Here is a 25,342-nt window from a genome sequence, read left to right as displayed (position 1 = left end):
GGGCTATGTACGCTTTCGTGCGGTTTTCGGAGAACGGCGCGGCAGGAACCGGGGTCGCTGCTGCGGCGGCAATTGGCCTCGGGCCAAGGACAACACTACGCCCACGCCACAGAGGGACATCACCAGGGCCGAGCCGCCGTAGGAGATGAATGGGAGCGGCACGCCGACCACCGGGAGGAGCTGCGTCACGACTGCCATGTTCATGCTGGCCTGGCCAAGGAGCCAGACCATGATCCCACCTGCCAGCGTTCGCTGGAAGGGATCTGTTTGCCTGACCACCACCCGGAAAATGGCGATGCCGAGGATCGCGAACAGCACCAACACCACCAGGGTTCCCACAAGTCCAAGCTCTTCACCAATGATGGCGAAGATGAAGTCATTGTGGGCTTCGGGAAGCCAGTTGTACTTCTGCCGGCTTTGGCCGAGGCCCAGCCCGGTCCAGCTACCCTGCGCCAGGCCGTACATTCCGTTGGTGGACTGGAAGTCGAAGTCGAAGTTTTCCGTACAGGAGGCTGACGCCGTGCCCAGCCATGAGGTGATGCGGCAGATGCGGTTCGCACTGCTGATGGTTCCTAGGACGGCGCCGACTGCACCTACGGCTCCAGCGATGGCCAGCATCTTCCCCGGCACTCCAGCGAAGTAGAGTCCTGCGGCTGTGATGGCCGCGATGACAATCACGGTACCGAGGTCGTTACCGACCATCACCAAGGCAATCACCAGGCCTGCTCCGGGAACAACCGGGATGATCACGTGCCACCAGCGATGGAGGAGCTTTTGCTTGCGGGCCAGCACAGCTGCAATCCAGACGCACAGGACCAGTTTGGCCATCTCCGAAGGCTGGAGGGTCACTCCGCCAAGGTCGATCCAGTTCTTGTTGCCGTTGACGGTGTTGCCCATGACCTGGACCAGGACCAGGAGCGCCACCACGCCGCCGAGGGCCCACCAGGACAACCTCTTCATCCAGTTCACGTTCGTGCGCGAGATGACGTACATGGCGGCCGCACCGAGGACCCCGAACATTGCCTGCTTCAGGGCATCCGCATAGGGCGATTTGCCCTCGGAGATCGCCTCGACACTTGAAGCGGACAACACCATCATGATTCCGATGGCGGTGAGCGCCAGGGCACAGCCCAGGATGAGGTAGTACGTGGAACTGTTGGGCGTCCTGTCCTTGCCTTCAAGGCTTTCCCAAAAGTTGCGCAGGTGTCCGCGGAGCCCGGAAGGCTTCTTTCCCGGCGTGGCCGGAGCCTTGGGTTTCCCGTCCCGTGGGTCCTTGCCGCGGGTGCGGGTGGGCGTGCTGACCATTGTTACTCCTCGGTGGTCGGTGCCTGCCCTTCCACAAGCTCGCGAACTGCCTGGACGAATGCATCGCCGCGGTGAGCGTAGGAAGAGAACTGATCCATGGATGCAGCCGCGGGTGCCATCAGGACGGTGTCCCCAGGCATGGCCAGTTGGGCCGCCGACGCCACGGCCTGGGCCATGATGGCCTCGCCGTAGATGGGCGAAGCGGCGTTGCCGGCTACGGTCTGCACCTTTTCAGTGTCGCCCTTCGCCTGCGCTATCACGGGGACATCCGGTGCGTGTCGTTGGAGGGAGCCTTCCAGCGCCTCCGTATCGGTACCGATCAGCACAACAGCTTTCAGCCGGGACGCATGTTCTTTGACAAGGTCGTCATAGTTGACGCCCTTGGACAGTCCTCCCGCGATCCACACAACCTGCTGGAAGGAAGACAACGCGGCGGACGCTGCATGGGGGTTGGTGGCTTTGGAGTCGTTGATCCATAGAACCTCGTTCAGCTTGGCCACCACCTGGATCCGGTGGGCGCCGGGCAGGTAGTTGACCAAGCCCTGCTTTACCGCTGCCGGCTCAATCCCGTAGGCACGCACCAACGCTGCAGCAGCCAGGGCATTGGCTACCATGTGCCGCGGCGCCACGGGTCCGAGGTCAGACATCGCGGCCAACTCCGCTGCCGAGTCCTTGCGTTCGGCAATGAAGGCGCGGTCAACCAGCAGTCCGTCCACTACACCCAGCATGCTGATGGCAGGCGTGTTGGTGGTGAAGCCAATGGCGCGGCACCCCTCCACCACATCGGCGTTTTCCACCATGCGCTCGGTTTCGATTTGCTCGGCGTTGTAGACGGCAGCCTTCTGGGTGTTTTCATACACCTTGGCCTTGTCCGCAAGGTAGGAGGCATACGATCCGTGCCAGTCCACGTGGTCTTCAGCGACGTTGAGGCACACGCTGGCTACCGGTGACAGGGAGTGGCTCCAATGGAGTTGGAAGCTGGAAAGCTCAACAGCAAAGGCGTCGTAGTCCACCGGATCCCGGAGCGCATCGAGGATGGGCGTTCCCACGTTGCCTACGGCGATGGCCTTGAGACCCGCCGCCTGGAGCATGGACTCGGTCATGCCCACGGTGGTGGTCTTGCCGTTGGTGCCGGTAATGGTGAGCCAATCCGCCGTCTTGCGTCCCTCGCGGACGCGGAGGCGCCATGCAAGTTCAACATCTCCCCAGACGGGGATGTGCTTGCGCTTGGCGGCAGCCAACAGCGCTTGGTCAGGCCGCCATCCCGGCGAGGTAACAACCAGTTCAGGCAAAGAGCCATCGATCAACGGCAGGGCGCTGACGGCGTCTTCCCCCAGGAGAACGTCGACCGCGCCGACAATTTTCAGGGTGTCTGCCTGGGCTTTGGCTTTGGGGGTGGTGGCAGCGTCAACCACCACTACTTTTGCTCCGAGCTCAATCAGGGTGTCAGCTGCCGAGAAGCCGGACACGCCGATTCCCGTAACCACCACCCGCAGGCCGCTCCAGTCAGCGTCCCAGCTGGTCAGTCCGTTGAGCCTGTCCGTGGCGGACGGAGTTGTCTCCGGGCTTCCATTCACAGCAGTACCACCCATTCAGCGTAGAAAATTCCGAGGCCGGCGGCCACGAAGAGACCGGCGAGGATCCAGAAACGGACCACTACGGTAACTTCCGCCCAGCCCTTGAGTTCAAAATGGTGCTGGAGCGGTGCCATCTTGAAGACACGTTTGCCGCCGCTGAGCTTGAAGAAGCCCACCTGGATGATCACCGAGAGGGTGATCAGGACAAAGAGCCCACCGATGAAGGCCAGCAGCAGTTCAGTGCGGGACAGGATGGCGAAGGCTGCAACGGCGCCGCCGATCGCCAGGGACCCAGTGTCACCCATGAAGATCTTGGCCGGCGACGTATTCCACCAAAGGAATCCCACCAGGGCTGCGCTGAGGATGGCTGCCAGCAGGGCGAGGTCCATGGGGTCCCGGACCTGGTAGCAGCCACTGCCTGCTTCACGCGGCGATCCACAGGCTTGGTTGTTCTGCCAGATTCCCATGATGGTGTACGCCCCGAAGACCATGATGGACGCCCCCGCCGCCAGACCGTCCAGCCCGTCGGTCAGGTTCACGCCGTTCGTGGCCGCGGTAATGATCAGGTTGGACCACACGATGAAGAGGATCGCACCGAGCACGGTTCCTCCAAAAGCGAGGTCCAGCCAAGGGATGTCCCGCACCAGAGAGATCTGGGTCGATGCCGGGCGCAATCCGTCCTCATTGGGGAACTGCAGGACCAGGACGGCGAAGATGATTCCCACCGCAGCCTGGAGGATCAGCTTGGCGCGGGCGTTAAGGCCCAGGCTCCGCTTGTTGGAAATCTTGATGTAGTCATCCAGGAACCCTACAAAGCCCATGCCCACCATGAGGAACAGCAGCAGGAGCCCGGACGCGGATGGTCCCGGGGAGCGCGGGTTCATCATCCACATGATCAGGTGGGTCACGAAGTAGCTGATGAGGACGGCCGCCACCACCACGGTTCCACCCATGGTGGGCGTTCCGCGCTTGGTGTGGTGCGACGTCGGACCGTCGTCCCGGATGAATTGCCCGTAGCTCTTGGCCACCAGGAACTTGATGAACAGGGGTGTCCCAATAAGGGCCACCAGAAGGGCGACGCCGGCGCCGATCAAAAGTGCAATCACAGCAGCTCGTTCCCTTCGCTTGCGGCCGCTTCAGCCGCGTTGTCTCCGGTGGGCTCGGCCCGTGGAGGTAATGCTATCCGATCACCCAAATGCCGCAGCCCCACGCCGTTGGAGGATTTGAACAGCACCAGGTCACCGGGTTCGAGCTCATTCTGAAGGAGCTCGTAGGCTTCTTCCACTGTCTCGGTGAACGAACATTCGTCACCCCAGGATCCTTCCTGGATGGCTGAGACGTAGAGGGCACGTGCTTCGCGTCCCACCACCACCAGCCGTGAAATGTTCAAGCGCACCACCTGCGTGCCGACGGCGGTGTGCTCGCGGATGGAGTCCTCCCCCAGCTCGAGCATGGCCCCAAGGACCGCCCAGGTCCTCCTGCCTTGCCCAAGGTCTGCCAGGGTCCGCAGCGCTGCCCGCATCGATTCGGGATTGGCGTTGTAGGCATCATTGATGATGGTCACGCCGTCCGCGCGTTCCGTCCGCTCCATACGCCAGCGGCTGGCCGCAGACTGTGAGCTCAGGGAGGCAGCAATAGCGGCTGCCGGGATGCCTGCGGCAAAGGCGGCTGCCGCAGCGGCCAAAAGATTGGTCACGTGGTGACCGCCGATCAGGCGGCTTCGCACCTCGACGGCAGGCCCGCCGTCGGGCAGTACAAGATCAAACTCGGGGAAACCGTGTCCGTTGACCACCACGTTGCGGGCTTCGACTTCCTCGGTGGTAGCCGGTGACGACGTGAAGCCCAGGACCTTGGCCTTCGTCCGGCTGCGCATGGCGGCAACACGGCCATCGTCCAGGTTGATCACCGCTGTGCCGTGCTCCCCGAGGGCTTCGACGAGTTCACCCTTGGTTTTAGCGATATTCTCGACGCCGCCAAATTCACCGGCGTGGGCCGTGCCAACCACCAACACAACACCTATGTCCGGTTTGACCATGTCGGCAAGATACTTGATGTGGCCCAGGCCTGTGGCGCCCATTTCGATGACCAAGTAACGGGTATCGGCGTCTGCGGCGAAGACCGTCAGCGGCACGCCCACCTCACCGTTGTAGGAACCCTGCGGGGCCACCGTCCTGCCGGCCCCCGAAAGCACTCCGGCGAGGAGGTCCTTGGTGGTGGTTTTGCCTGCCGAGCCCGTGATTCCGATGACGGTGAAGTCTTCGCCGCGCTGCGCACGTTCAGCCCGGATGCGTCGGACGCATTCCGCTGCCAACGCGCCCATGGCCAGGACCGCGTCATCAACCACGACGGCGGGGAAAGGGCTTCCGGCGGCATCGGTCACTTCACGTTCCGCCAGGACCAGGACGGCGCCGCGCTCGAACGCAGCATCAACGTAGTCGTGTCCGTCGGCGTGCTCGCCCGGTTTGGCCACATACAGGGAACCGGGAACCGCCTCCCGTGAATCAGTGACGACGGAGGTGGGCACGACGTCCGTAGCTCCGGTCAATCGGCCATGGGTGATGTCGGCGATCTCCGCCGCAGTAAGTGCAATCATCTCGGTTTAGGACTCTATCCGCTGGTCCGTTGAAACGCTGAATCCCTTGGATGTCAAGGCGGCACGCAATTCCACCCTGTCGTCCAGAGCCAGGTTGACGCCTTTGACCTCTTGCCACACTTCGTGGCCACGTCCGGCGATCAGGATGGTGTCGTTGACAGTGGCCATCTCCACGGCCAGGCGGATCGCCGCGTCCCTGGGGAAGGACTCGATGATCTCGCTGGACAGTCCCTCTGTATCGTGTGCCGCGTGGGCGCCTTGCAGGACCTCGGCGCGGATTGAGGCGGCATCTTCGTCATGGGGATCGTCATCGCTGACAATCACCACGTCAGCCAGGCGCGCGGCAATGGCGCCCATGGTGGGCCGCTTGCCTTGATCGCGCTGGCCGGTGGCACCGAAGACCACAATGACGCGGGAACCCTCCTGGGGGGAACGCACGGCCTCAAGGGCACGCGCGAGGGCGTCGGGATTGTGGGCAAAATCAACAACGGCCGCCGGTTCAGTTGACACCAATTGCATTCGTCCGGGAACACCAACGGAAAAAGGGTCATGGGCATCCAGCGCAGCCTGCAGGGTCTGTACATCGACACCGGACGCCAGGACCATGATGGCGGCCAGGGCTGCATTGGCCACGTTGAAGTCCCCGGGCAGCCCCGTATGGACGCGCAGTACACGTCCATCGACATGACGTAGTTCGAATTCCGAGCCCAGCCCGCGGGCGGCGACTGCTGTTACCTGCCAATCAGCATCGGAGGTGGAGTCCTTGGCAGAGAGGGTTGTGACAGGGATATCCGCCAGCTCCACGAGCTTCCGTCCCCACTCGTCGTCCACAGTCACAACGGCGCGCCGGGCCCTGCCTGCAGTGAAAAGGTCTGCCTTGGTGCGGAAATACTCTTCCATGCTCCCGTGCAGGTCCAGGTGGTCCTGTGTGAGGTTGGTAAAGCCCGCGACGTCGAACATCACACCATCCACACGCCGGAAGGAGATCGCATGGGATGACACTTCCATGGACGCAGCCTCCAAGCCGCGTTCCCGCATCAACGCCAAGAGGGCATGGACGTCCGTGGACTCAGGTGTGGTCAGCAAGCTGGGGATGGGTTCACCGCCCGCCACGATCTCGATCGTGCCAATGAGCCCCGGCTTCTTGCCAAGGGCCCTCAGCAGCGAGTTGATGAAGTAGGTGGTGGTCGTCTTGCCGTTGGTGCCGGTGACGCCGTAGAGCGTTGGATATCCACCTTCGGAGGGCTGGCTTCGGTAGATCAGTGCGGCCAAAGGACCCACAGCCGTACGCGGCTCGTCAATGATCAGGACAGGTACGGGCTGTTCGCCGGCCAGCGCAAGCTGGCGTGCCCCGGCGTCGTCCGTCACCACCGCGACTGCACCGGCTTCGACTGCCTGGGGAACGAAGTCGGCACCGTGGCGCGAGGCTCCCGGCAAAGCCATATAGAGATCGCCGGGTTCCACGGCCCTGGAGTTGAGCGTGATACCCGTTACTCCTCCGTCATGGATTCCCTCAGGGGCGGCAACGCCAAGGACCTCCGCGATGGTGGCCAAAGGCACCGCTGCCACGGACCCGGGGCGGAAGCCGGACCGGCCTGCATCCGGCGTCGTGACGTTGGTGGCTGCCTCATTATGCTCTGACACGTAGTTCTCCGTTGGTGCTCGTGGAACGACCGGCTTGGGGCCAGCGGCGCCCGGGCCGTTAGTGGTGGATCGAATTTTGGCCGAAACAGACGCCCAAGAAGCTTACTTGACGAACTGGGGCAGGCGCGCGGGAGTTCCTGTGGACGGCGCCACGTTGTAGGTCCGCAGGACCTGCGCCATCACCGACCGAAACACCGGCCCGTTGGTGACGCCGTAGATGTTTCCCTTGGGACGCTGCAGGACCACTTCGACGATAAAACGGGGGTCATCCATCGGCGCCATGCCCACCATCGAGGCGGTGTAACCGTCGAAGCCGGGCAGACCGTCTTCACGGGGCGCCTGGGACGTTCCCGTCTTAGCACCAACCCGGTAGCCGTCGATGGCCGCGTCCTTGATCTGCCCCTCGGTCACGGCGCTCTCCAGAATGTCCCGGACCTGCTGCGCGGTCTCCTTGGACACCACTTGGCGCGAATCCTTGGCCGCAACCTTCTGCTCCTCCCCCTCGGGGGTGACGTAGCTGTCTATGAGCCTGGGCTGCAGCATCACACCATCGTTGGCGATGCTCTGGAAGGCCCGTACTGTCTGGAGTGTGGATTGGGAAACGCCCTGGCCGAACAGCACCGTGTATTGCTGCCGTTCGTCCCACTGCTCAGGCTTGGCCAGGATGCCGGTGGCCTCAGCCGGCAAGCCGATGTCCGTTTGCTCCCCAATGCCGAATTTCTTCAGCCAGTCGTAGCGCTGTTCCTTGGTCAACCTGCTGCCGGCCATGACGGTTCCGGTGTTCATGGACCACCCCAGGATGCCCGCCAGGGTGCGTTCCTCCGTGCCGTGCTCAAAGGCGTCCGTAAACGTCTGTCCGTCGATGGTGTATGCCGTTGGAATTGTGAAGTGATCCAAGGGGAAGGACTTGCCCTCCTCGATGACAGCCGCCGCGGTGATCATCTTTTGCACGGACCCAGGTTCATAGGCGGCCGTCACGGAGCGTACGCCCCGATCCTTGGCGTCCACTTTCCCCGGGTCATTGGGATCCGGAGCGTTGGTATCAGCCAGGGCCACCAGGTTGCCGGTCTTGGTGTCCATCACAATGATGGACCCCCACTCCGCGTTCATCTTGTCCACCTGGCTTTGGATGGCCTGCTGCGCGAAGTACTGGATATCGGTGTTGATGGTCAGCTTGACGTCGCTGCCATCCACGGCCGGCGTCAGTTCATCGGTGGCAACCGGAATCCTCAGGCCGTCAGCGCCGATCTCAAAGACCCGCTTGCCTTCAACACCGCGAAGGATCTCGTCCTGGGTTTGTTCGATGCCTGCTTGTCCGGTGGTCCCGTCCTGGAGGAAGCCCACCACGCCACCGGCAACACTGCCGTTGGGGTAGACGCGCTTGCTGACGCCTTCAGGGACGACTCCGGGGATGTTCAGTTTGGAGATGCGGTCTTCAAGTTCAGGCTTGATGTCCTTGGCAACCACGAAGTACTTCTTGTCCCCGGTCAGCGCCTCACGGATCTTCTCAACGTCGGACCCCAGGAGCGTAGCGAGCTCCGAAATGCCCTGGTCCCTGGAAACAGTCTCGATCTCGTCGGTCTTCTCGTTATAGCGCTTGAAAGAGGCTGTGTTCGTGTTCAAGACCTGATCGACCACCAGGTTGTAGCGGATGACGCTGCTGGCCAGCACGGTTCCGTTCGCGTCCACAATCTGTCCGCGTTCTGCCGGCAGGACCTGCGGTGTGAGGCGTTTTGCCAGCGCGGCCTCGGCCATTCCTCCCATGTCCAGGCCCTGGACCATGAAGAGCTTCCCACCCACAACCAAGAGCAGGGTCAGCATGATGCCAAGACCAACGCGGAGCCGCTTTCTTGCCGCCGGCGTCTTCGTTTTTTTCGATGTGCCGGGGTTCTGAGCCACGTTGATTCCTTGCTGCTGGCCTAGCTTCAGTGGACTGATGGGTTACTGCCCGGGTGCCTTCTGCTGGGGGGCCGGGACTGATCCCCCATGGAGTTCAACCGGAGGCGTGGCTGCCGGAGATGCCGGATTTTCGGCAGGAGCCGCCGGAGTGGGCGGCGCCACCGGTGTTACCGGTTTGAGGTTCTCCAGCGGATCCTTGGTTGTCACCGAGGGAACCACGTCCAGCATCCCCGCCACGGCCGGAGGAGCAAGCTGGGCCAAGGGAGCATCTCCCTTAACTGCCGGCGTTGCCTTTCCGGTGACGGTCATCGTATTCAGGTCGATCTGTCCCTTGACGGTGGAAGGAACCATTCCCAATTCTGCAGCCTTTGCAGCCAGATTCTGGGGAGCTTCGAAATTCTGCTTCTTCTGTGTCAGGTCCTGGTTTTCCTTGTTCAGGGTTGCTGCCTCCGCCTTGAGCTGCACCAACTGGTACTGGGCGGTGGACACTGAAATGTTCAAGACAAGTACGGTCAGGAGGGCAGCCGCCATGGCCACGAAGCAGAGGACAACAAAAGGTGTCCGGCGTTTGCCCGGAGCGTTTCGCACCAGGGAGAGCGGAGTGCGGGCCTTGCGTCCGGCGTCGGGCTTGCCGGCAGGAGCGGGCAGCGCACGGGCCGTATTGCCCACCACGGAGGGCAGTGTCTTCGCTGCGGCGTTGCTCATGCGTCTCTCCTCGGTTTGATGCGCTCTACTGCCCTCAACCGGGCGGACGCCGCGCGGGGGTTCTCAGCGATTTCTGCTGCCGTGGGCACTTCCGTGCCCTTGGTGATGGTCTTTAGTTCGGGTTTGTGTTCTTCAAGTTCCACGGGAAAACCAAGTGGGGCTGAGGATTTGGATCCGGCCTGGAATACGGACTTCACGATCTTGTCTTCCAGCGAGTGATACGACATCACTACAATCCGGCCGCCCATGGCCGTAGCGGCCACGGCTGCAGGAACGGCCCGTTCCAGCACATCCAGTTCCTCGTTGACCTCAATCCGAAGCGCCTGGAAGGTGCGCTTGGCGGGGTGTCCACCGCTCTTCGCGGCTGCAGCGGGGACTACACTCCGGATCTGTTCCACCAGTTCACCGGTGGTCGCGAAGGGCTTCCCGGCGCGGGCATTCACGATCCTGTTGGCGATGCGCCCGGCAAACTTTTCTTCGCCCCATTTACGGATGATGCGGACCAGCTCGTCTTCGCTGTAGTTGTTGACTACATCGGCAGCCGTCTGGCCGCGGCTGGTGTCCATCCGCATGTCCAGGGGGGCGTCGTAGGAGTAGGCGAAGCCACGCTCCCGCTCATCAAGCTGCAGTGAAGACACGCCCAGGTCCATGAGGATGCCATGAACCTCGGGGATGCCAAGGTCCGCCAAGACGTCTTCGATTTCGTCGTAGACGGCGTGAACCAGGTCAGTCCTGTTCGAAAACGGCTCCAGCCGTGCACCCGCCAAAGCGAGCGCTTCCTCATCGCGATCAATGCCGACCAGGTGCAGGTCCGGAAAGCGTTGCAGCATCGCCTCGGAGTGGCCGCCCATGCCCAGGGTGGCATCGATGGCCACAGGCGTCTGGCCGCGCTTCCGGGCAGCCTCGAAACCAGGGGCCAGCAAGTTGATGCAGCGGTCTTTGAGGACGGGTACGTGGCGCTCCGATGTGGGCTTTGCCGCGTCCTGCTCTTCCACGCTGCCTCCTCTTTCCGCAATCGCTTGCCTGGTGTTTCTTGAATCGGATCCCCATCCGCGCCTATCGTTCGGCCGGCCTGGCTCAGGGGAAGGTGAGCCAGGAAGACTGTTCGATGGGCGGCTGGAGATCCCATTCAAGAAGCGGTAATACTGCTTCCTCCGACCGGTTAGATGAACCCGGGCAGATTGTCGTCATCCGTTTCCGAGAAGGCTGCTTCCTTCTCGTTGAGGTACTCATTCCAAGCTTCGGCATCCCAGATCTCCGCCCGGGTACCGGCACCGATCACGGCCAGTTCCCTACCGAGGCCCGCATACGCCCGGAGCGCCGGCGGAATCGTCACGCGCCCCTGCTTGTCAGGTACTTCATCAGAGGCTCCCGACAGGAAAACGCGAATGTAGTCACGGGCCTGCTTGGAAGACAGTGGCGCTTCCCGCATCGATTCGTGGATACGTTCGAATTCTTTCTGGCTGAAGACGTAGATGCAGCGTTCTTGGCCCCTGGTGAGGACCAACCCCTCCGCCAGCTCCTCACGGAACTTGGCGGGAAGGATGATCCTGCCCTTTTCATCGAGACGCGGCGAGTGAGTACCCAGAAACATCTGGCCCCACCGCCCCTCAGTTAAGGTGCCCGTTCATTCCCAACACTGCCACTACCCTCTTATGTGCTCCACTTTACTCCACAAAGCCCCACAGTCAACGCAGTATGGGGCGTTTCTCCACCACCTTGAGTTTTAAGATGACCGAAACGGCGCGGCTTTCAGGGTCGTGGCGGAAAGTGGAGGGATGCGATCCCCTGGGCTCGGCGCGTCTGCTCCCAACAGGGAGCCCAGGTATCCAATCCGGACATCTACGCAGCTGTGGAGGTGGCGGGTGGTGGAAAGTGGAGACGGGGTGGGAAGTGGAGGAGGCCACCACCACTCCTTAAACGCAAAAAGACCCGCAGTTTGCGGGTCTTTCGTTATCCCCTTTAGATCGTCAGGGGCGCGCGTCAAGCGGGGTAACCGGCACGGCCGGCGGTGGAGAGAGGAACGAACGCTCAGGAATCGTCGCGGCGCCGCTCGTCCCAGCGCTCTTCCAAGCTGCTCATGAAGGAACTCTTGGGTTTGCCCTTTGCAGGCTTGCCCTTGCCGGCTTTGCCAAAGGCACCTCCGCGCAGCGTGGCGAAGTAAACGCCAGCACCCATGACGACGAAGCCGAGGACACCCACCGGTATCGCCTGCATCGACACTCCCACGAGCAGGAGGAGGATGCCGGCAATGGCGCCGAGCACGCCGATAATCACATGCCGGGTTGACCAACTGCGAATGGGATCCGAGCCCATGGTGCTGGCGAACTTCGGATCGTCCTCATGAAGTTGCTTTTCCAGTTGCTCAAGCAGCTTCTGTTCGTGCTCCGAGAGGGGCATCGCGACCTCCTTTAGTCAGCCAGCGTCGGGACATAACGCTTTCTGTGCGTCTGTTTCCAAAACGATCGGACCAAGAAAATCGTTCCCAAAATTCCCTCGTGGTTCAGCGGGCATCTCAGGGCCGACTGTTCAGGAAACAGTTTGTCCAGACGATCTAAATCTCTGTAATAAATAGGATAGTTTGTCCGACGCCGTTCTGAAAGACGCCCGGAGCCCAGCGGGACCAAGCTCACAGCCGATCAGGTGCCTGTGGGAGGTTTTCCCGGTTCCAGGAGCCTGGCAGGGAGCAAGGTCTTGGAACCGAAGCGTTCTGAAACGCGGTCCAATGCCTGCTCCGCTGCCCTCCAGTTGTCATCCCGGCGATCCAGGCTCAGCTGCAGGGACGTCTGTCCGGCAGGCTCAAGCTGCTCTGCCCGAACCCCTACGAGGCGGACAGTCATGGACCGCGGGCCCAGGGATTCCAGCAGTTGGACAGCCACTTGGTAGATCATCTGGGCACTGTCCACGGGGGCGTGGACGGTCCGGCTCCGCGTGACGGTTGAAAAGTCCGAGTACCTCAGCTTCAAGGCGACAGTCCTGGCCAGCATGCCTGAACTCCGCAATCTACCCGCCGTCCGGTGCGAGAGGCGCAGCAGTTCCCTGTGCAACAGGTCGTCGTCGCCGGTGTCGTTGGAGAACGTCTCCTCGGCTCCGATGCTCTTCTCCAGCCTGGTGGGGGTCACCGGTCGCGGATCGACCCCCATGGACAGGCGGTGGACGTGTTCACCGCTGGCACCCAGGACCTTCTTCAAAGATGCCAAGGGAGTAGCTGCCACATCTGCCACGGTCCGGATGCCAAGCCGGGCAAGCATTTCTCCGGTCTTTCCACCCACACCCCACAATGCGTTGACAGGGAGGCTGTGCAGGTACGCCAGCGTGTCCTCCGCGTCGATCTGCAGTATTCCGTCGGGCTTGCACCGCGTGGACGCGATCTTGGCCACGAACTTGGTGCTTGCAATTCCAACGGAGGCCGTAATTCCCAGTTCCGACTGGACCCGTCGCCGGATGAGGTGGCCGATGTCCAAGGGCGGACCGAGCCGGCGAATCGCGCCGCCAACATCCAAGAACGCTTCGTCCACGCTGAGCGGTTCCACGAGATCCGTAATGGAGGCAAAGATCTCCATGATCTGGCCGGACACTTCGTAGTACACCGTGTGCCGCGGGTTGATGATCACTGCGGACGGACAGCGTCTCATCGCCATGGACATCGGCATCGCGGACTTCACTCCGGTTGCCCGGGCCTCGTAGGAAGCAGAGAGCACCACCGACCGCTCAGCGGGAAACCCGACAATGACGGGTTTTCCCCGAAGATCAGGGCGGCTGCGGAGTTCAACGGAAACGAAGAACGCATCCATATCAACGTGAAGTATGCTGGTTCGCCTCAGTTCCCGCAGAGCATCTCCAGCGCTGCGGGAGGGTTCCTGGCCGGCTCCCGGTCCGTTTCCGAATGCTTCCTGCCTCACATCGGCAATACTATGCCCGGCCACTGACTAAACTGGAGGCACAGTCAGGCTCAGCCCACGGAAGGATACCCTGTGAAGCTCTTTGGAACTCCTCGATCGCGAGGTTTTGCCCTGCTCGCAGCAAGTGTCGCCGTCGCGGCCTCGGCATGTACGCCGTCGCCAGGAGGCTCAGCCGCGCCCTCCCCCACAGAGACTTCATCGCAGTCGGCACCATCCACGCCGGCCGCTTCAGGTTCGGGCTCCGGTTCCACGTCGGCACCGGAGACTGCGACGGCCACGGAGTCGGCCACCCCGGCGCCCGGCGCAACGGCAACGGTGAACGCACTTGTTCCCGGCTTCCCTGAACAGTTGATCCCCGTCATGCCCAAGACGTCTGTCCGTTCCAGCAGTTTTGACAAGAGCACCTCCCTGGCCACCGTTGCCTTGGTCGGAACCGTCAAGGCCCCGCCTGAGGGCGTGGTGGACTACTACAAAACATCCTTGGAGGCACAGGGCTTCAAGCTTGTCCCAGGCCCAGAAGCCGTGGGCAACGTCACCTCGCTCGACTTCATCAGGGGCGATGGCGAGACCGTGAACGTCTCAATACGGCAAAAGGAAGGCGTGTCAACCTTCACCATTGGCGCCAACGTGGCGTCCGGGTCCATCAAGTGACGGCATTTTCCCAAGTGGCGTCCGAACAGACGGAGTTCATCAGCGGGGTTGCGGGCAAACTGAGAAACTTCCTGTCACAGCAACAGGACCTCATGGCTACGGTGTCCCCGGACGTCGAACCGCTGATCGGCTCAATTTCCCACCTCGTCACTGGTGGAAAACGACTCCGCGCACTGATGTGCTATTGGGGTTGGAGGGGCGCAGGCGGTCAATCCGGAGATCCTGACATCGTTACTGCCGGGTGCGCGCTGGAACTGTTCCAGGCAGCAGCGCTGATCCATGACGACATCATTGACCGATCAGATACACGCCGCGGTGGACCCAGCGTGCACAAACGCTTCAGCCAACTCCATGGCATCAACGGCTGGGCTTTGGACAGCGCGCGCTTTGGGGATGCCGCTGCCATTCTGACGGGGGACCTCTGCTTATCCTTCAGCGAGGAGTCCTTTACCGAAATCGGCGTCCGGGCCGCGGCGGGAACCCCCGCGCGCCGCATTTTTAATGTCATGAGGGCCGAGGTCATGGCGGGCCAGTACCTCGACATTCTTGAGGAGGTGGCCGGCCCTGTTCGTGACCGGGCCGGCTCAGTGGATCGCGCGCAATCGATCATCCGGTACAAATCAGCAAAGTATTCCACGGAACATCCGCTGGCATTGGGCGGAGCGCTTGCCGGCGCCCCCGCGGGGCTGCTGAAGAACTACTCAGAGTTTTCCTTGCCCCTCGGCGAGGCATTCCAAATGCGGGACGACGTCCTTGGAGTCTTTGGCGATCCCGAAACCACCGGCAAACCGGCAGGCGATGATTTGTTGGAAGGCAAGCGCACTGTCCTTGTTGGATTTGCCTTGAACCAGGCAACAGCCGACGACGCAGAATACCTTGATCGAATGCTGGGTAATCCGGGCCTTGGCGAAGACGACGTAGCTCGTATCCGCCGCATCATGGTGCAATGCGGCGCTTTGGATGCCACGGAGTCGCGGATTGCCGAACTGAGCAACCAGGCCTTTGAAGCGTTGGAACGCCTGCCACTCGATGACGCGCCGCTCACGGCATTGAGGCAGTTGGCCGAGGCCGCCGTCAGCCGCGCAGCCTAAGCCTCAGCATGGCGGTTCAGCCGGTGGGGACCGGCTTCGAAAGGACATGACTCGACGACGGCGGTGGAACCCGCCGTCGTCGTCGTTTTAATTCAGTTCCAGGCTGTCCAGCCGGGAAGACACCTCTACCAGGCGAGAGACTGGGCGCGACGCCTGATTTCAGTTTTCCGCCCCTCGCGCAGGGCGTCGATAGGACGGCCCCGCAGTGATTCATCCGGGGTAAAGAGCCAGACGATCAACTCTTCGTCGTTGTAACCGGCATCGCTGAGAACCGCGATGGTTCCCTTCAAGCTGTCTACAACATGTCCATCCTGAAGAAACAAGGCTGGAACGGAGCGGACATTCCGCTCTCCCCGCCTGATGGCTACCAGCGCACGCTCATCCAAAAGTCCGTGGACTTTGGTGATGGAAACTTCCAGCAGCTCGGCGACATCCGGCAGCGGGAGCCAGTCGGAAACAAGGCTTTCTACATTACTCACGGAACAAGGTTGCCACGCCGCACTGCCCGGCGCCTAGCCGGGGTTCGACGGCGGCACCCGGTTCCCGCCTTGAGGTCGCCATTTCATTGGCAATTAATTGGTATCCATAATCCCGTACGACAGGAATTGTTGTGTCGATTGAATAAGTGTGAGAGATTCACACTGATCACACTTGCACCATTGATAACATCAGTAACATTGGCAACACTGACAACAGCGCTACCCAACACCCCGCTGTTGAGATGAGGACACTTCATGACGACGCCCCGCTCGCCGAAACGAACCATGAGCATGCCGGTCATTGCGGCAACCACGGCTGCGCTTCCCGCCGTGGTTTTGTCCTCGCTTGCCCTGGCCCAGCCGTCCATGGCTTCCCCGGCACCCCAGCCCCGCAAAGTCCCTGCCACGCTTGCTGCAGCAATGAAGGCGCAAGCCGTCAATGCCGGCACCGTCATCCCCGCACAGGCTGTTGCAGCCACGCTGCCCGCAGCCCTGCGCCCCATGGCCCCTTCGGTTCCGGATACTTACACGATCGTTCGTGGCGACACCATCAGCGCGATCGCCCGCCGCTTCAATCTGGACACCAACGCGGTCCTCCAGCTGAACAAGCTCTCGGCCACCACGTTGATCTACCCGGGCCAGACCATCAAACTCACGGGAACGGCTACGACCACACCCGCCCAACCCTCCGCACCGGCGGCCCCGAGCGCCCCAGGCAACGCCAGCATCTACACAGTGGTCTCCGGTGACACCCTGGGCGCGATAGCCGCCAAGCATGGCGTACCCCTGTCCAGCATTTTCAGCTGGAACAACCTCAATGGAAGCTCCATCATCTACCCGGGGCAGAAAATCAAGGTCAGCGGCGGCTCTGCGCCCTCCACGCCCGCGGCTCCAGCACCGGCCCCCGCGCCCGCGCCTGCCCCCTTGGCCAGCACAGGTTCCTACACCATCAAAGCCGGCGACACCCTCAGCTCCATCGCCGCGCGCCACGGGGTCTCCCTGAGCGCGCTGATGACCGCCAACAAGGTATCGGCAACCACGGTCATCTACCCGGGCCAGAAGCTCAGCATCCCCGGCCCCGGACTTCAGCCGGCCGGCGAGACCAAGCCGCTGGTTCCCAGCACCTTCCTGGGCTTCACCTACCCGGCGGCCGTGGTGAGTTCGGCCAACGAGAACAAGGCCCTCCTCAACGCTTCCCCGGTACCAAGCCGCGCCGAAATGAAGAGCATCGTGGCAGATACGGCCAGGCGCATGGGCGTCAGCCCGTCCCTGGCGCTTGCTTTCGCGGAACAGGAGTCCGGCTTCGACCAGCGGGCTGTTTCACCTGCCAACGCGATCGGCACCATGCAGGTCATCCCGTCGTCCGGCCAGTGGGCCTCGGACCTGGTGGGCCGCAAGCTCAATCTCTTGGACCCCTACGACAACGCCACGGCAGGAGTCGCGATCATCCGCGCACTGATCGCCACCAGCAAGGACCTGGACACCGCGATTGCAGGTTACTACCAGGGCCAGTACTCGGTCAGCAAGTACGGCATGTACGACGACACCAAGCGTTACGTCGAATCGATCAAGGCCCGCCAGCGCACGTTCGGCTAGGCTTCAGCAGCACCTCGGAAGGGGCCCGGATCCCATTGGCCAGCCCAATGTGGATTCGGGCCCCTTCCCTGCCTCGTTTAGGATCGTATGGTGCAAGAACCAACGCAGGACCAGCTCATTGGAACCATGGTGGACAGCCGATACCTGGTCCGTTCCCGCCTCGCCAAGGGCGGAATGTCCACCGTCTACCTGGCCACGGACCAGCGCCTTGAGCGCGACGTGGCCCTCAAAGTCCTGCACCCACACCTGGCAAACGATCCCACCTTCCTGCAGCGGCTGAGCCGCGAGGCAAAAGCCGCCGCCAGCCTTTCCCACCCCCATATTGTGGGCGTACTGGACCAAGGCGAAGACGGCCACATCGCCTACTTGGTGATGGAATTCGTCAAGGGCCACACCCTCCGCGACGTCCTTATCGAGCAAGGCATCCTGGCACCGAGGCTTGCTCTTGCACTGATCGATCCCGTCATCGAAGGACTGGCCGCTGCCCATAGCTCCGGCTTGATCCACCGGGACATCAAACCCGAGAACGTCCTGATCGCCGACGACGGCCGGATCAAGGTGGGTGATTTTGGCCTGGCCCGGGCGGTCTCGGCCAATACCAGCACCGGCGCCCTGATCGGCACTGTGGCTTATCTGGCTCCTGAACTGGTTCTCGGGCAACCCGCGGATGCCCGCAGCGATATCTACTCGGCGGGCATCATGCTCTACGAAATGCTGACCGGCAAACAGCCCTACGCCGGCGACTCCCCCATCCAGATGGCCTACCAGCACGTCAACGCGGTGGTGGGACGACCGTCGGACGTTGTTCCCGGATTGGCCGAAGACCTTGACGAACTGGTTCAGTGGTGCACGGCGGCAGATGCCGAGAACAGGCCTGTGGACGGCGCTGCCCTCCTGGCCGAACTCCGCCACATCAGAACCACGCTGACCGACCAACAGTTGGACCACCGGCAAGGTCCGGGACCCAACCCACACCCCGCGGTATCGGCTTCCACCGCGCTCGGTGGCGGCGCCGGTAATCCAAAGGAAACGCTGGCAACCACGGCGTCACCTACCGAGTTCATCAGCCACCAGAGCAACCCGACCACCATCATGGCGGCCGGTGGTTCAGCGATCCAGCACGCGAGGACTGCGGCAAGCGGGGATGCTGGGCAGGACCTTGGCCGTCCCGGCAAGCGTGAGCTGAAGAGGCTCGAGAGGCAACAGACCAAAGACCGCGCCCGCGCTGCAGCGACCCCTGTCCGCCCCCTCAGGGAAGGCAATCCCCGCCGTCGTGGCGTGATCTGGGCCATCGTGATCGTCATCCTGGCGATGTTCGCGGCTGCAGCCGGGTGGTTCTTCGGCATGGGGCCCGGTTCACCCGGGACCGTACCCGACGTCAAGAACAAGACAGTTGCCGAGGCACAGCAACTCCTCCGGACTGCTGGTTTCCAATCGGAGCCACGCGACGTCTTCGACGACGACATCCTGGCCGGACTCGCGGTCGGAACCGAGCCCGAATCCGGCGCAGAAGTACGGAAGTTCCAGCCCATTACCCTTTTCGTCTCCAAGGGGGCCCAGCTCTTCCCCTTGCCCGACTTGACCGGCGGCACCCTGGACGAGGCCAAGACGGCACTTAATGCCGCGGAAATGGCCTTGGGGAACGTCACCGAAGCCTTCGACGAGAAAGTACCTGCCGGCGTCGTGATTGCCCAGGACCCGGCCAAGGGCACTGAAGTCCGGCACGGTACGCCTGTGGCCCTGGAGGTTTCCAAGGGTCCCCAGCCGATTCCCGTGCCGGACGTTCGCGGCAAAACACAGGATGCCGCAGTCAAGGCCCTCCAGGACGCCGGGCTCAAAGCCGTGATTGCTCCGGAAACGGTCAATGACAAGTCGGTCCCCAAGGGCGCAGTGGTCTCCCAAACCCCGGCCAACGGCACCCTCATCCGAGGCAAGTCCGTGACGCTGACCGTGTCCAAGGGGCCCAAAATGGTGAAGGTTCCCAGCTTCATTGGCAAACAGGCCGATGAGGCTGAGAAGGAGTTGAAGAAGTTGGGCTTCAAGGTGGAAGTCAACAAGATCCTCGGCGGTTTCTTCGGTACCGTCCGTGACCAGAGCCCCGTCAATACTGAAGTACCGGAAGATTCGGTTATTACGCTGACAGTCGTCTAGCAGCCCCACTCCAGTTACCTGAATACATCAAAAAGGCGCGGTCCGGAGACATCCGGACCGCGCCTTTCTTTCTGGTTTCCTACCGCTTGGAGAGGGCTCCTGCCACCAGGAAGGCCATCTCAAGGGACTGCATGTGGTTGAGGCGGGGATCGCACACTGACTCGTAACGGTCCAGGAAAGCGTCCTGATCGATGGGATCGGCACCGCCCAGGCACTCAGCGACGTCGTCGCCGGTCATTTCGACGTGAAGGCCGCCGGGGACGGTACCCAACGAGTGGTGGACCTCGAAGAAGCCACGGACTTCATCAATGACGTCGTCGAAGTTGCGGGTCTTGTAGCCGTTCGGTGACGTGACAGTGTTGCCATGCATGGGATCGGTGACCCACAGCACCTGTGCCCCTGAGGCCGTGACGCGCTCGACGACGGCAGGCAGCTTTTCCCGGATGTTCGTCGCACCCATGCGCGTGATGAACGTCAGGCGGCCCGGTTCCCGGTTGGGGTCCAGCTTGTCGATCAAGCGCAAAGCATCGTCACCGCTGGTGGTTGGCCCAAGCTTGACGCCGATCGGGTTCCGCACACGGGAGAGGAAGTCGACATGTGCATGGTCCAGTTCACGGGTCCGCTCGCCGATCCACAGGAAGTGTGAGGAGGTGTCGTAGGGCAGGCCGGTGCGGGAATCGATGCGGGTGAGGGCACGCTCATAGTCGAGAAGCAACGCTTCGTGGCTGGCGAAGAACTCCACCCGCTTCAGTGCCTCGAAGTCGGCACCACAAGAGTCCATGAAGCTGATGGCACGGTCGATATCGCGTGCCAGCGACTCGTAACGGGCGTGCGCCGGGTTTTCCGTGAAGCCCTTGTTCCACTGGTGGACGAGTCGAAGGTCCGCGAAGCCACCCTGGGTGAACGCACGAATGAGGTTCAGAGTGGAAGCAGAGGTGTGGTAGGCCTTCAGCATGCGGCCGGCGTCGTGGGCGCGGGACTCCGGGGTGAAGTCGTAGCCGTTGACGATGTCGCCGCGGTAGGCGGGAAGTGTCACGCCGTCGCGGGTCTCGTCGTTGGACGAGCGCGGCTTGGCAAACTGGCCCGCCATGCGGCCCATCTTGATGACGGGCATGGCAGCACCGTACGTGAGCACCACTGCCATCTGCAGGATGGTCTTTACGCGGGCGCTGATCTTGTCCGCGGTGGCGGCCTCAAAGGTCTCAGCGCAATCGCCGCCCTGCAGGAGGAAAGCCTTGCCCTGTGCCGCAGCGGCCAGTCGCTCCCGAAGAACGTCCACTTCGCCTGCGAAGACCAGCGGCGGCACCACGGAAAGTTCCTTGACGGAAGCCTCGAAAACGCCGGCGTCCGACCAAGTGGGCTGCTGTGAAATCGGCAGGTCCCGCCAGGCGTCGAGCCCGGGATAGTTCGCTGCCCCGCTTTGGGCGGTGCTGGCAAGGGGATCTGCTGTGGAGGATGCGGTGTTCGCGGTTAGCTCAGTCACCCTTCAAGAGTAGTAGCCTCCGGCATGGTTCCGGGACAGTGGGCGTAACCGATGCTGCCGCCCGCGTCACAGTTTCTGCGATGTCCCGTCCCCGCCGCTCCCAGGTTCATCCCTGTCCTCAGCGATGTCTTCGGTGACCTCCTCTGTCACCTCAAGCTGGTGGACAGGCTCCGGGCCCTTGCCGGCCAACTGGGCCTTGACCACGGCGGCATACTCATCGACGTATTCCTGGCCGGAGAGACGCATCAGGGCGTACATGATTTCGTCCGTCACTGCGCGCTGGATCAGGCGGTCGTCCTCCATGCCGTAGTAGCGGCTGAAGTCCAGGGGTTGTCCAAAGATGATGCCGACCCGGCGGATGCTGGGGAGCCGCTTACCGATGGGCTGGACTTTCTCCGTGCCGATCATGGCGACCGGCACCACGGGGACCCTGGTTTGCAATGCGAGCCGCGCTACACCCACCTTGCCGCGGTAGAGCCGGGCGTCCGGGCTGCGGGTGCCTTCCGGGTAAATTCCCAACAAGCCCCCGGAGGCGAGGACATCCTTGCCGGCTTGCAACGACATCTCGGACGCTGCCCCTCCGGAACGGTCCATGGGAAGTTGGTTGCTCAGCCTGAAGAAAAGCGCCGTAAGCCGGCCCTTGAAGCCTTTCCCGGTGAAGTACTCGGACTTGGCCAGGAAGATCACCGGCCGATGCACCATCAAAGGCAGGAAGATGGAGTCCGAAAAGGACAGGTGGTTGGACGCCAGGATTGCGGCCCCGCTTTCAGGGACGTTATCCAGGCCCTTGACCCACGGCCTGAACAGGAGTTTGAGGATGGGACCCAGGAAGATCCTTTTCATGACCCAATAGAACACGGTTGTCCTCTCACGGCCGACGGATGGCATGCTTCCGGCAACCCGGCCGGCACTCAACTGCAACCCTACTCCAGTGAGAAATCTCCGGAACAGTGACACGATGGGACACATGACGGAACGCCTCACACCTGCAGCGCCGCTTGCCTTCCACCATGCCGGGCACGGACCCAATGCCGGCACCGGAGTGGCCATCTGCCACGGATTCACCGGCAGTCCACTCAGTGTCCTCCCGTGGGCGGAGTATCTGGCCGCTCAAGGATTCGCCGTTTCTGTACCACTGCTGCCTGGCCACGGGACCAGTTGGCAGGACCTCGCAACAACGCGGTGGCAGGACTGGTACCGGACTTTTGAACAGAGTTACCTGGACTTGGCCGGGCAAACAGAAAAGTGCTTCGTGGCGGGATTGTCAATGGGTGGCGCCGTGGCACTGCGTGTAGCTTCACAGCATGATGTCCCCGGGCTGGTCCTTGTCAATCCGGGCCTGAGTTTCTATGACCGTCGCGTGAGGTACGTAGCTGCCCTCAAATACGTCATGCCCACCACCACACCCATCGTTGAAGACAAACCGGCTCCGGTCACCACCCAGGATGGCGACTATTCCAAGACGCCCTTGAAGTCAGTCCATGAACTGAAGAAGCTCTTCCGGGCGGCCACTCTCGGATTGCCCAAGGTGCAGGCTCCGGCTTTGGTCTTCAAGTCGTCAGTGGACGAGGTGGTCCCGCCGAGTTCCGTAGCCGCCATTGAGCGCCACATTGCGTCCTCCCGGTTAAAGGTGGTGACGCTTCCGCACAGCGGTCATGTGGCCACACTGGATGTTGATGCGCCTACCATTTTCGAACAATCAGCCAGGTTTTTCCGTCAGCACGCCGGGGACAGAGTAGCCTCAGAGTCATCATGAACATGCTTCCGGATTTCTCGCCGTTCCTCAGCAGTTGGAACGGGACAGGCCCCCGCGTGGGTGTCGTTATGTCCCACGGTTTTACCGGCAGTCCACACAGCGTCAGGCCTTGGGCCGAGCACCTGGCTGCAGCCGGTTATGCTGTCAGGTTGCCCTTGCTGCCCGGTCACGGCACAACGTGGCAGGACATGGCGAGGCGTTCCTGGCAGGAGTGGCACCGCGCAGTGGATGACGCCTACCTTGAACTGGCCGCCGAGTGCGATTACGTCTTCAGCACCGGCCTGTCCATGGGCGGCACTTTGGCGCTGCGCATCGCGGCGACGCGCCCTGTGGCCGGAACAGTGGTGGTCAACCCGGGATTGGTCCTCGATGATCCACGGGCAGTCATAGTCGCTGCGCTCAAATACGTGGTGAAGACAACGCCGGCCATTGCCAACGACATCCTCAAACCGGACCAGAATGAAGGTGCCTACGCCCGCACTCCTGTTGCCGCGGCGCACCAGTTGAAGAAGATGTACAAGGACACGGCAGCGATCCTGCCCCGCATCCACTCCCCTGTCCAGGTCTACAAATCCAGTGTGGACAACGTGATCTCAGAGGCGAGCCTGGATTTCCTGCGCGCCCGGGTCAACGCACCAGTGGACGTCAAATACCTCAACAACAGCTACCACGTGGCTACTCTCGACAACGACGCCCCGGAGATCTTCGCGGGTACCGTGGATTTCATTCAACAAACCGTAGCAACCCTGGCCGGACACGGGCCCTCCCCCGAAAAGGACACAGCCCATGAACAGGCCTGATGCCAACTCTGCCGATCAGAGCGCCAACAAGGACGACGACGCCGTATGGCTCGACCTGGTGGCCCGGTTGGAGGGGACTGGAACCTCCGAAGCCGGGAACCCGCCGTCGGCCGGTCCCCTGAACCCGGCTCCCGGAGACGGCGGGCTGCCCCGGCGTGAATCCAGCAAGGCCTTCAGGGATTTCGACCCCTTGGGATTGTCCACGCCGCCCGATGAAGCGACCGCGGTTCCCGCGTCTTCCGAAGGCGCCGGCCGTCCCTTGGGGCCACGTGACTTCGAGGTCGAAGACGACGATGACGCCTTCGTTCCCGAGGAGCCTCCGAGCCTTGCCGGCACGGAGCCGTTGACCATGCTGGCGTGGGTTGGCGCAGTGGGAGGACCCATCGCGCTGCTCTTCACCGCAATGTTCTGGCGGTCTGCTCCCCTTGTTGCGATCCTGGGAATTGTTGCCGCTTTTGTGGCGTCGGTGGTGTTCCTCATTATGCGGCTTCCGCAGGAAAAGAATGAGGACGACGACGGCGCCCGCATCTAGGTGCTGCCGACGCCCCCTCTGCGGCGAACAGCTTAGCTGTGGGCGCGTCCGCTGACACGTGAAAGGTCCGCGGCGCCGATCATGCCGGCACGGGGACCGAGTGCCGCGAGCTCAATCCCCGCCATGGGCCGGAACCCCCTGCCGGTGAGGTTCTTCGCGAACGACTCCCGGGCTGGTCCGGCCAGCAGTTCCCCGGCATCGCAGAGTCCCCCGCCGATCACGAACATCCCGGGGTCAAGGGCAGCGGCCAGGTTGGCCAGTCCCAATCCCAGCCATTCGCCTTGATCTGCAAGGAGTTCGCGGGATGTCGCATCACCTTCCAGTGCCAACGCCGTGACAGCTGCCCCCGTGAGGTTGTCTGCAGTTCCGCCGGCCTTTTCCAAAAGAGCCCGGCCTTCCGGCGAGTTGGTCCGGACAAGTTGGCGGGCCTCGCGCCCCAAGGCGTTGCCGGAGGCATACTGCTCCCAGCACCCACGGTTCCCGCATTCGCAACGGTGTCCGCCGGGAAAGATAATCTGGTGCCCGAATTCGCCGGCCACCCCGTAACGTCCTCGTTCCACCCGGCCATCCATGACCATGGCCCCGCCAATGCCCGTACCCAGCGTCACGCACACCAGCCGGCTCTCACCCTGGCCTGCACCGAAGCGCCATTCAGCCCAGGCGGCGGCATCGGCGTCGTTCGTCAGGAGGACAGGACGCCGCAGCAGCTTCTGCAGGCTGGCCCGGAGCGGCTCATTGCGCCAGGCAAGGTGCGGGCTGAACAGCACCGTCCCGCCGTCGAGATCCATCCATCCCGCTGCGCCGATTCCGACGGAGGCCACGCGGTGCTCGGCGCTGAGTTCGTCCACCAGCTCCACGATGGTCTGTTCCACGGCCCGGGGATCGGCACCGGGAGTGGACCTGCGGGCCTCGGCGAGGACCCGCCCTTCCGCATCCACCACGCCGGCTGCAACTTTGGTGCCGCCGATATCTATTCCAATCGCCAGGCCGCGACGGCCCAAATGGCTGCGGCGGGCAGCCCACGGCACGTCCTTCCATGCTGAGGCCGGTGGTTTGGGTCTGGCACGAAAAGAGGACCGTAGTGCGGGCATCCCATCATCTTATTCCGCTGGACTGCGGGCCCCCGCATCGGCGGGTCGGAGGGCCCCCGAGTTGCTTGAAATGACGGCTCATCCGTA

At 62.5% G+C, this 25,342-nt stretch carries 22 protein-coding genes; 7 read left to right on the top strand and 15 right to left on the bottom strand.

Features of this window, described 5'->3' with window-relative positions:
* Positions 1-3: 3 nt before the first annotated feature.
* The 11 genes from ftsW to dinB form a co-directional block, all read right to left on the bottom strand.
* Positions 4-1,305, bottom strand: coding sequence for a putative lipid II flippase FtsW (ftsW, locus tag ABQM86_RS08970; protein WP_369746418.1), 1,302 nt, complete (start codon positions 1,303-1,305; stop codon positions 4-6).
* Positions 1,306-1,307: 2 nt separating this feature from the next.
* Positions 1,308-2,897 (bottom strand): UDP-N-acetylmuramoyl-L-alanine--D-glutamate ligase, encoded by a 1,590-nt coding sequence (murD, locus tag ABQM86_RS08965; protein WP_369746417.1) that lies wholly within the window; start codon positions 2,895-2,897, stop codon positions 1,308-1,310.
* Complete coding sequence (gene mraY / locus ABQM86_RS08960; protein WP_089594499.1) at positions 2,879-3,988, bottom strand: phospho-N-acetylmuramoyl-pentapeptide-transferase; 1,110 nt, start codon at positions 3,986-3,988, stop codon at positions 2,879-2,881. The genes murD and mraY overlap by 19 nt, the downstream gene beginning before the upstream one ends.
* The gene (gene murF, locus ABQM86_RS08955) at positions 3,985-5,475 is read right to left on the bottom strand and encodes a UDP-N-acetylmuramoyl-tripeptide--D-alanyl-D-alanine ligase (protein WP_207597116.1); all 1,491 of its coding nucleotides are present in this window, start codon (positions 5,473-5,475) and stop codon (positions 3,985-3,987) included. The genes mraY and murF overlap by 4 nt, the downstream gene beginning before the upstream one ends.
* 6 nt (positions 5,476-5,481) lie before the next feature.
* Positions 5,482-7,119 (bottom strand): UDP-N-acetylmuramoyl-L-alanyl-D-glutamate--2,6-diaminopimelate ligase, encoded by a 1,638-nt coding sequence (locus tag ABQM86_RS08950; RefSeq protein ID WP_280627709.1) that lies wholly within the window; start codon positions 7,117-7,119, stop codon positions 5,482-5,484.
* A gap of 102 nt (positions 7,120-7,221) precedes the next feature.
* A complete protein-coding gene (locus ABQM86_RS08945) occupies positions 7,222-9,018 on the bottom strand; it encodes a penicillin-binding protein 2 (protein ID WP_207597114.1) in 1,797 nt (598 codons plus the stop codon).
* A gap of 42 nt (positions 9,019-9,060) precedes the next feature.
* Positions 9,061-9,723 (bottom strand): hypothetical protein, encoded by a 663-nt coding sequence (locus ABQM86_RS08940; protein ID WP_207597113.1) that lies wholly within the window; start codon positions 9,721-9,723, stop codon positions 9,061-9,063.
* On the bottom strand, positions 9,720-10,718 hold the full coding sequence (gene rsmH / locus ABQM86_RS08935) for a 16S rRNA (cytosine(1402)-N(4))-methyltransferase RsmH (RefSeq protein ID WP_207597112.1): 999 nt from the start codon (positions 10,716-10,718) through the stop codon (positions 9,720-9,722). The genes ABQM86_RS08940 and rsmH overlap by 4 nt, the downstream gene beginning before the upstream one ends.
* 167 nt (positions 10,719-10,885) lie before the next feature.
* Positions 10,886-11,317, bottom strand: coding sequence for a division/cell wall cluster transcriptional repressor MraZ (gene mraZ / locus ABQM86_RS08930; RefSeq protein WP_026542500.1), 432 nt, complete (start codon positions 11,315-11,317; stop codon positions 10,886-10,888).
* 437 nt (positions 11,318-11,754) lie between these two features.
* On the bottom strand, positions 11,755-12,123 hold the full coding sequence (locus ABQM86_RS08925; RefSeq protein ID WP_280627707.1) for a DUF3040 domain-containing protein: 369 nt from the start codon (positions 12,121-12,123) through the stop codon (positions 11,755-11,757).
* A 239-nt stretch (positions 12,124-12,362) separates the two neighbouring features.
* On the bottom strand, positions 12,363-13,625 hold the full coding sequence (gene dinB / locus ABQM86_RS08920; protein WP_369746416.1) for a DNA polymerase IV: 1,263 nt from the start codon (positions 13,623-13,625) through the stop codon (positions 12,363-12,365).
* A 72-nt stretch (positions 13,626-13,697) separates the two neighbouring features.
* On the opposite strand from dinB, the gene ABQM86_RS08915 reads away from it, so the two are divergent.
* Positions 13,698-14,276 carry a hypothetical protein gene (locus ABQM86_RS08915; RefSeq protein ID WP_337340967.1) on the top strand — a complete coding sequence of 193 codons (579 nt, stop codon included), beginning with the start codon at positions 13,698-13,700 and terminating at the stop codon, positions 14,274-14,276.
* Positions 14,273-15,367, top strand: coding sequence for a polyprenyl synthetase family protein (locus ABQM86_RS08910; protein ID WP_280627706.1), 1,095 nt, complete (start codon positions 14,273-14,275; stop codon positions 15,365-15,367). Before ABQM86_RS08915 ends, ABQM86_RS08910 begins: the two co-directional genes overlap by 4 nt.
* A 125-nt stretch (positions 15,368-15,492) precedes the next feature.
* Here the strand turns inward: ABQM86_RS08910 and ABQM86_RS08905 are convergent, their stop codons facing one another.
* Positions 15,493-15,846 carry an Rv2175c family DNA-binding protein gene (locus tag ABQM86_RS08905; RefSeq protein WP_207597108.1) on the bottom strand — a complete coding sequence of 118 codons (354 nt, stop codon included), beginning with the start codon at positions 15,844-15,846 and terminating at the stop codon, positions 15,493-15,495.
* 255 nt (positions 15,847-16,101) lie between these two features.
* On the opposite strand from ABQM86_RS08905, the gene ABQM86_RS08900 reads away from it, so the two are divergent.
* Both ABQM86_RS08900 and pknB read left to right on the top strand, forming a co-directional pair.
* A complete protein-coding gene (locus tag ABQM86_RS08900) occupies positions 16,102-17,442 on the top strand; it encodes a LysM peptidoglycan-binding domain-containing protein (protein ID WP_207597107.1) in 1,341 nt (446 codons plus the stop codon).
* An 87-nt stretch (positions 17,443-17,529) separates the two neighbouring features.
* A complete protein-coding gene (gene pknB / locus ABQM86_RS08895; protein ID WP_369746415.1) occupies positions 17,530-19,593 on the top strand; it encodes a Stk1 family PASTA domain-containing Ser/Thr kinase in 2,064 nt (687 codons plus the stop codon).
* A gap of 79 nt (positions 19,594-19,672) precedes the next feature.
* Here pknB and ABQM86_RS08890 read toward each other — a convergent pair whose 3' ends face one another.
* Both ABQM86_RS08890 and ABQM86_RS08885 read right to left on the bottom strand, forming a co-directional pair.
* Positions 19,673-21,076 (bottom strand): class II 3-deoxy-7-phosphoheptulonate synthase, encoded by a 1,404-nt coding sequence (locus tag ABQM86_RS08890; RefSeq protein ID WP_207597105.1) that lies wholly within the window; start codon positions 21,074-21,076, stop codon positions 19,673-19,675.
* Positions 21,077-21,142: 66 nt separating this feature from the next.
* On the bottom strand, positions 21,143-21,934 hold the full coding sequence (locus ABQM86_RS08885; RefSeq protein ID WP_207597531.1) for a 1-acyl-sn-glycerol-3-phosphate acyltransferase: 792 nt from the start codon (positions 21,932-21,934) through the stop codon (positions 21,143-21,145).
* Between the two features lie 109 nt (positions 21,935-22,043).
* On the opposite strand from ABQM86_RS08885, the gene ABQM86_RS08880 reads away from it, so the two are divergent.
* From ABQM86_RS08880 to ABQM86_RS08870, 3 genes are read left to right on the top strand one after another with little or no spacing between them, the layout of a single operon-like run.
* Positions 22,044-22,832 carry a carboxylesterase gene (locus ABQM86_RS08880; RefSeq protein ID WP_207597104.1) on the top strand — a complete coding sequence of 263 codons (789 nt, stop codon included), beginning with the start codon at positions 22,044-22,046 and terminating at the stop codon, positions 22,830-22,832.
* Positions 22,829-23,632, top strand: a complete 804-nt coding sequence (locus ABQM86_RS08875) for a carboxylesterase (RefSeq protein ID WP_280627702.1) — start codon at positions 22,829-22,831, stop codon at positions 23,630-23,632. The genes ABQM86_RS08880 and ABQM86_RS08875 overlap by 4 nt, the downstream gene beginning before the upstream one ends.
* Positions 23,619-24,164 (top strand): hypothetical protein, encoded by a 546-nt coding sequence (locus ABQM86_RS08870; protein ID WP_369746414.1) that lies wholly within the window; start codon positions 23,619-23,621, stop codon positions 24,162-24,164. The genes ABQM86_RS08875 and ABQM86_RS08870 overlap by 14 nt, the downstream gene beginning before the upstream one ends.
* 32 nt (positions 24,165-24,196) lie before the next feature.
* Here ABQM86_RS08870 and ABQM86_RS08865 read toward each other — a convergent pair whose 3' ends face one another.
* Positions 24,197-25,255 carry an ROK family protein gene (locus tag ABQM86_RS08865; RefSeq protein WP_207597101.1) on the bottom strand — a complete coding sequence of 353 codons (1,059 nt, stop codon included), beginning with the start codon at positions 25,253-25,255 and terminating at the stop codon, positions 24,197-24,199.
* Positions 25,256-25,342: the final 87 nt, after the last annotated feature.

It is taken from the genome of Paenarthrobacter sp. AMU7 (assembly GCF_041200195.1).
GTDB lineage: Bacteria > Actinomycetota > Actinomycetes > Actinomycetales > Micrococcaceae > Arthrobacter.
This window is presented reverse-complemented; position numbering and strand designations above follow the sequence as displayed.

Bases quoted from the DNA above. Each gene is read 5' to 3' on its own strand.
- ABQM86_RS08880 (WP_207597104.1), top strand. From the start codon at position 22,044: ATGACGGAACGCCTCACACCTGCAGCGCCGCTTGCCTTCCACCATGCC.
- ABQM86_RS08900 (WP_207597107.1), top strand. From the start codon at position 16,102: ATGACGACGCCCCGCTCGCCGAAACGAACCATGAGCATGCCGGTCATT.
- ABQM86_RS08925 (WP_280627707.1), bottom strand. From the start codon at position 12,123: ATGCCCCTCTCGGAGCACGAACAGAAGCTGCTTGAGCAACTGGAAAAG.
- ABQM86_RS08870 (WP_369746414.1), top strand. From the start codon at position 23,619: ATGAACAGGCCTGATGCCAACTCTGCCGATCAGAGCGCCAACAAGGAC.
- murF (WP_207597116.1), bottom strand. From the start codon at position 5,475: ATGATTGCACTTACTGCGGCGGAGATCGCCGACATCACCCATGGCCGA.
- ABQM86_RS08875 (WP_280627702.1), top strand. From the start codon at position 22,829: ATGAACATGCTTCCGGATTTCTCGCCGTTCCTCAGCAGTTGGAACGGG.
- pknB (WP_369746415.1), top strand. From the start codon at position 17,530: ATGGTGCAAGAACCAACGCAGGACCAGCTCATTGGAACCATGGTGGAC.
- ftsW (WP_369746418.1), bottom strand. From the start codon at position 1,305: ATGGTCAGCACGCCCACCCGCACCCGCGGCAAGGACCCACGGGACGGG.
- ABQM86_RS08940 (WP_207597113.1), bottom strand. From the start codon at position 9,723: ATGAGCAACGCCGCAGCGAAGACACTGCCCTCCGTGGTGGGCAATACG.
- murD (WP_369746417.1), bottom strand. From the start codon at position 2,897: ATGGGTGGTACTGCTGTGAATGGAAGCCCGGAGACAACTCCGTCCGCC.
- ABQM86_RS08865 (WP_207597101.1), bottom strand. From the start codon at position 25,255: ATGCCCGCACTACGGTCCTCTTTTCGTGCCAGACCCAAACCACCGGCC.
- mraZ (WP_026542500.1), bottom strand. From the start codon at position 11,317: ATGTTTCTGGGTACTCACTCGCCGCGTCTCGATGAAAAGGGCAGGATC.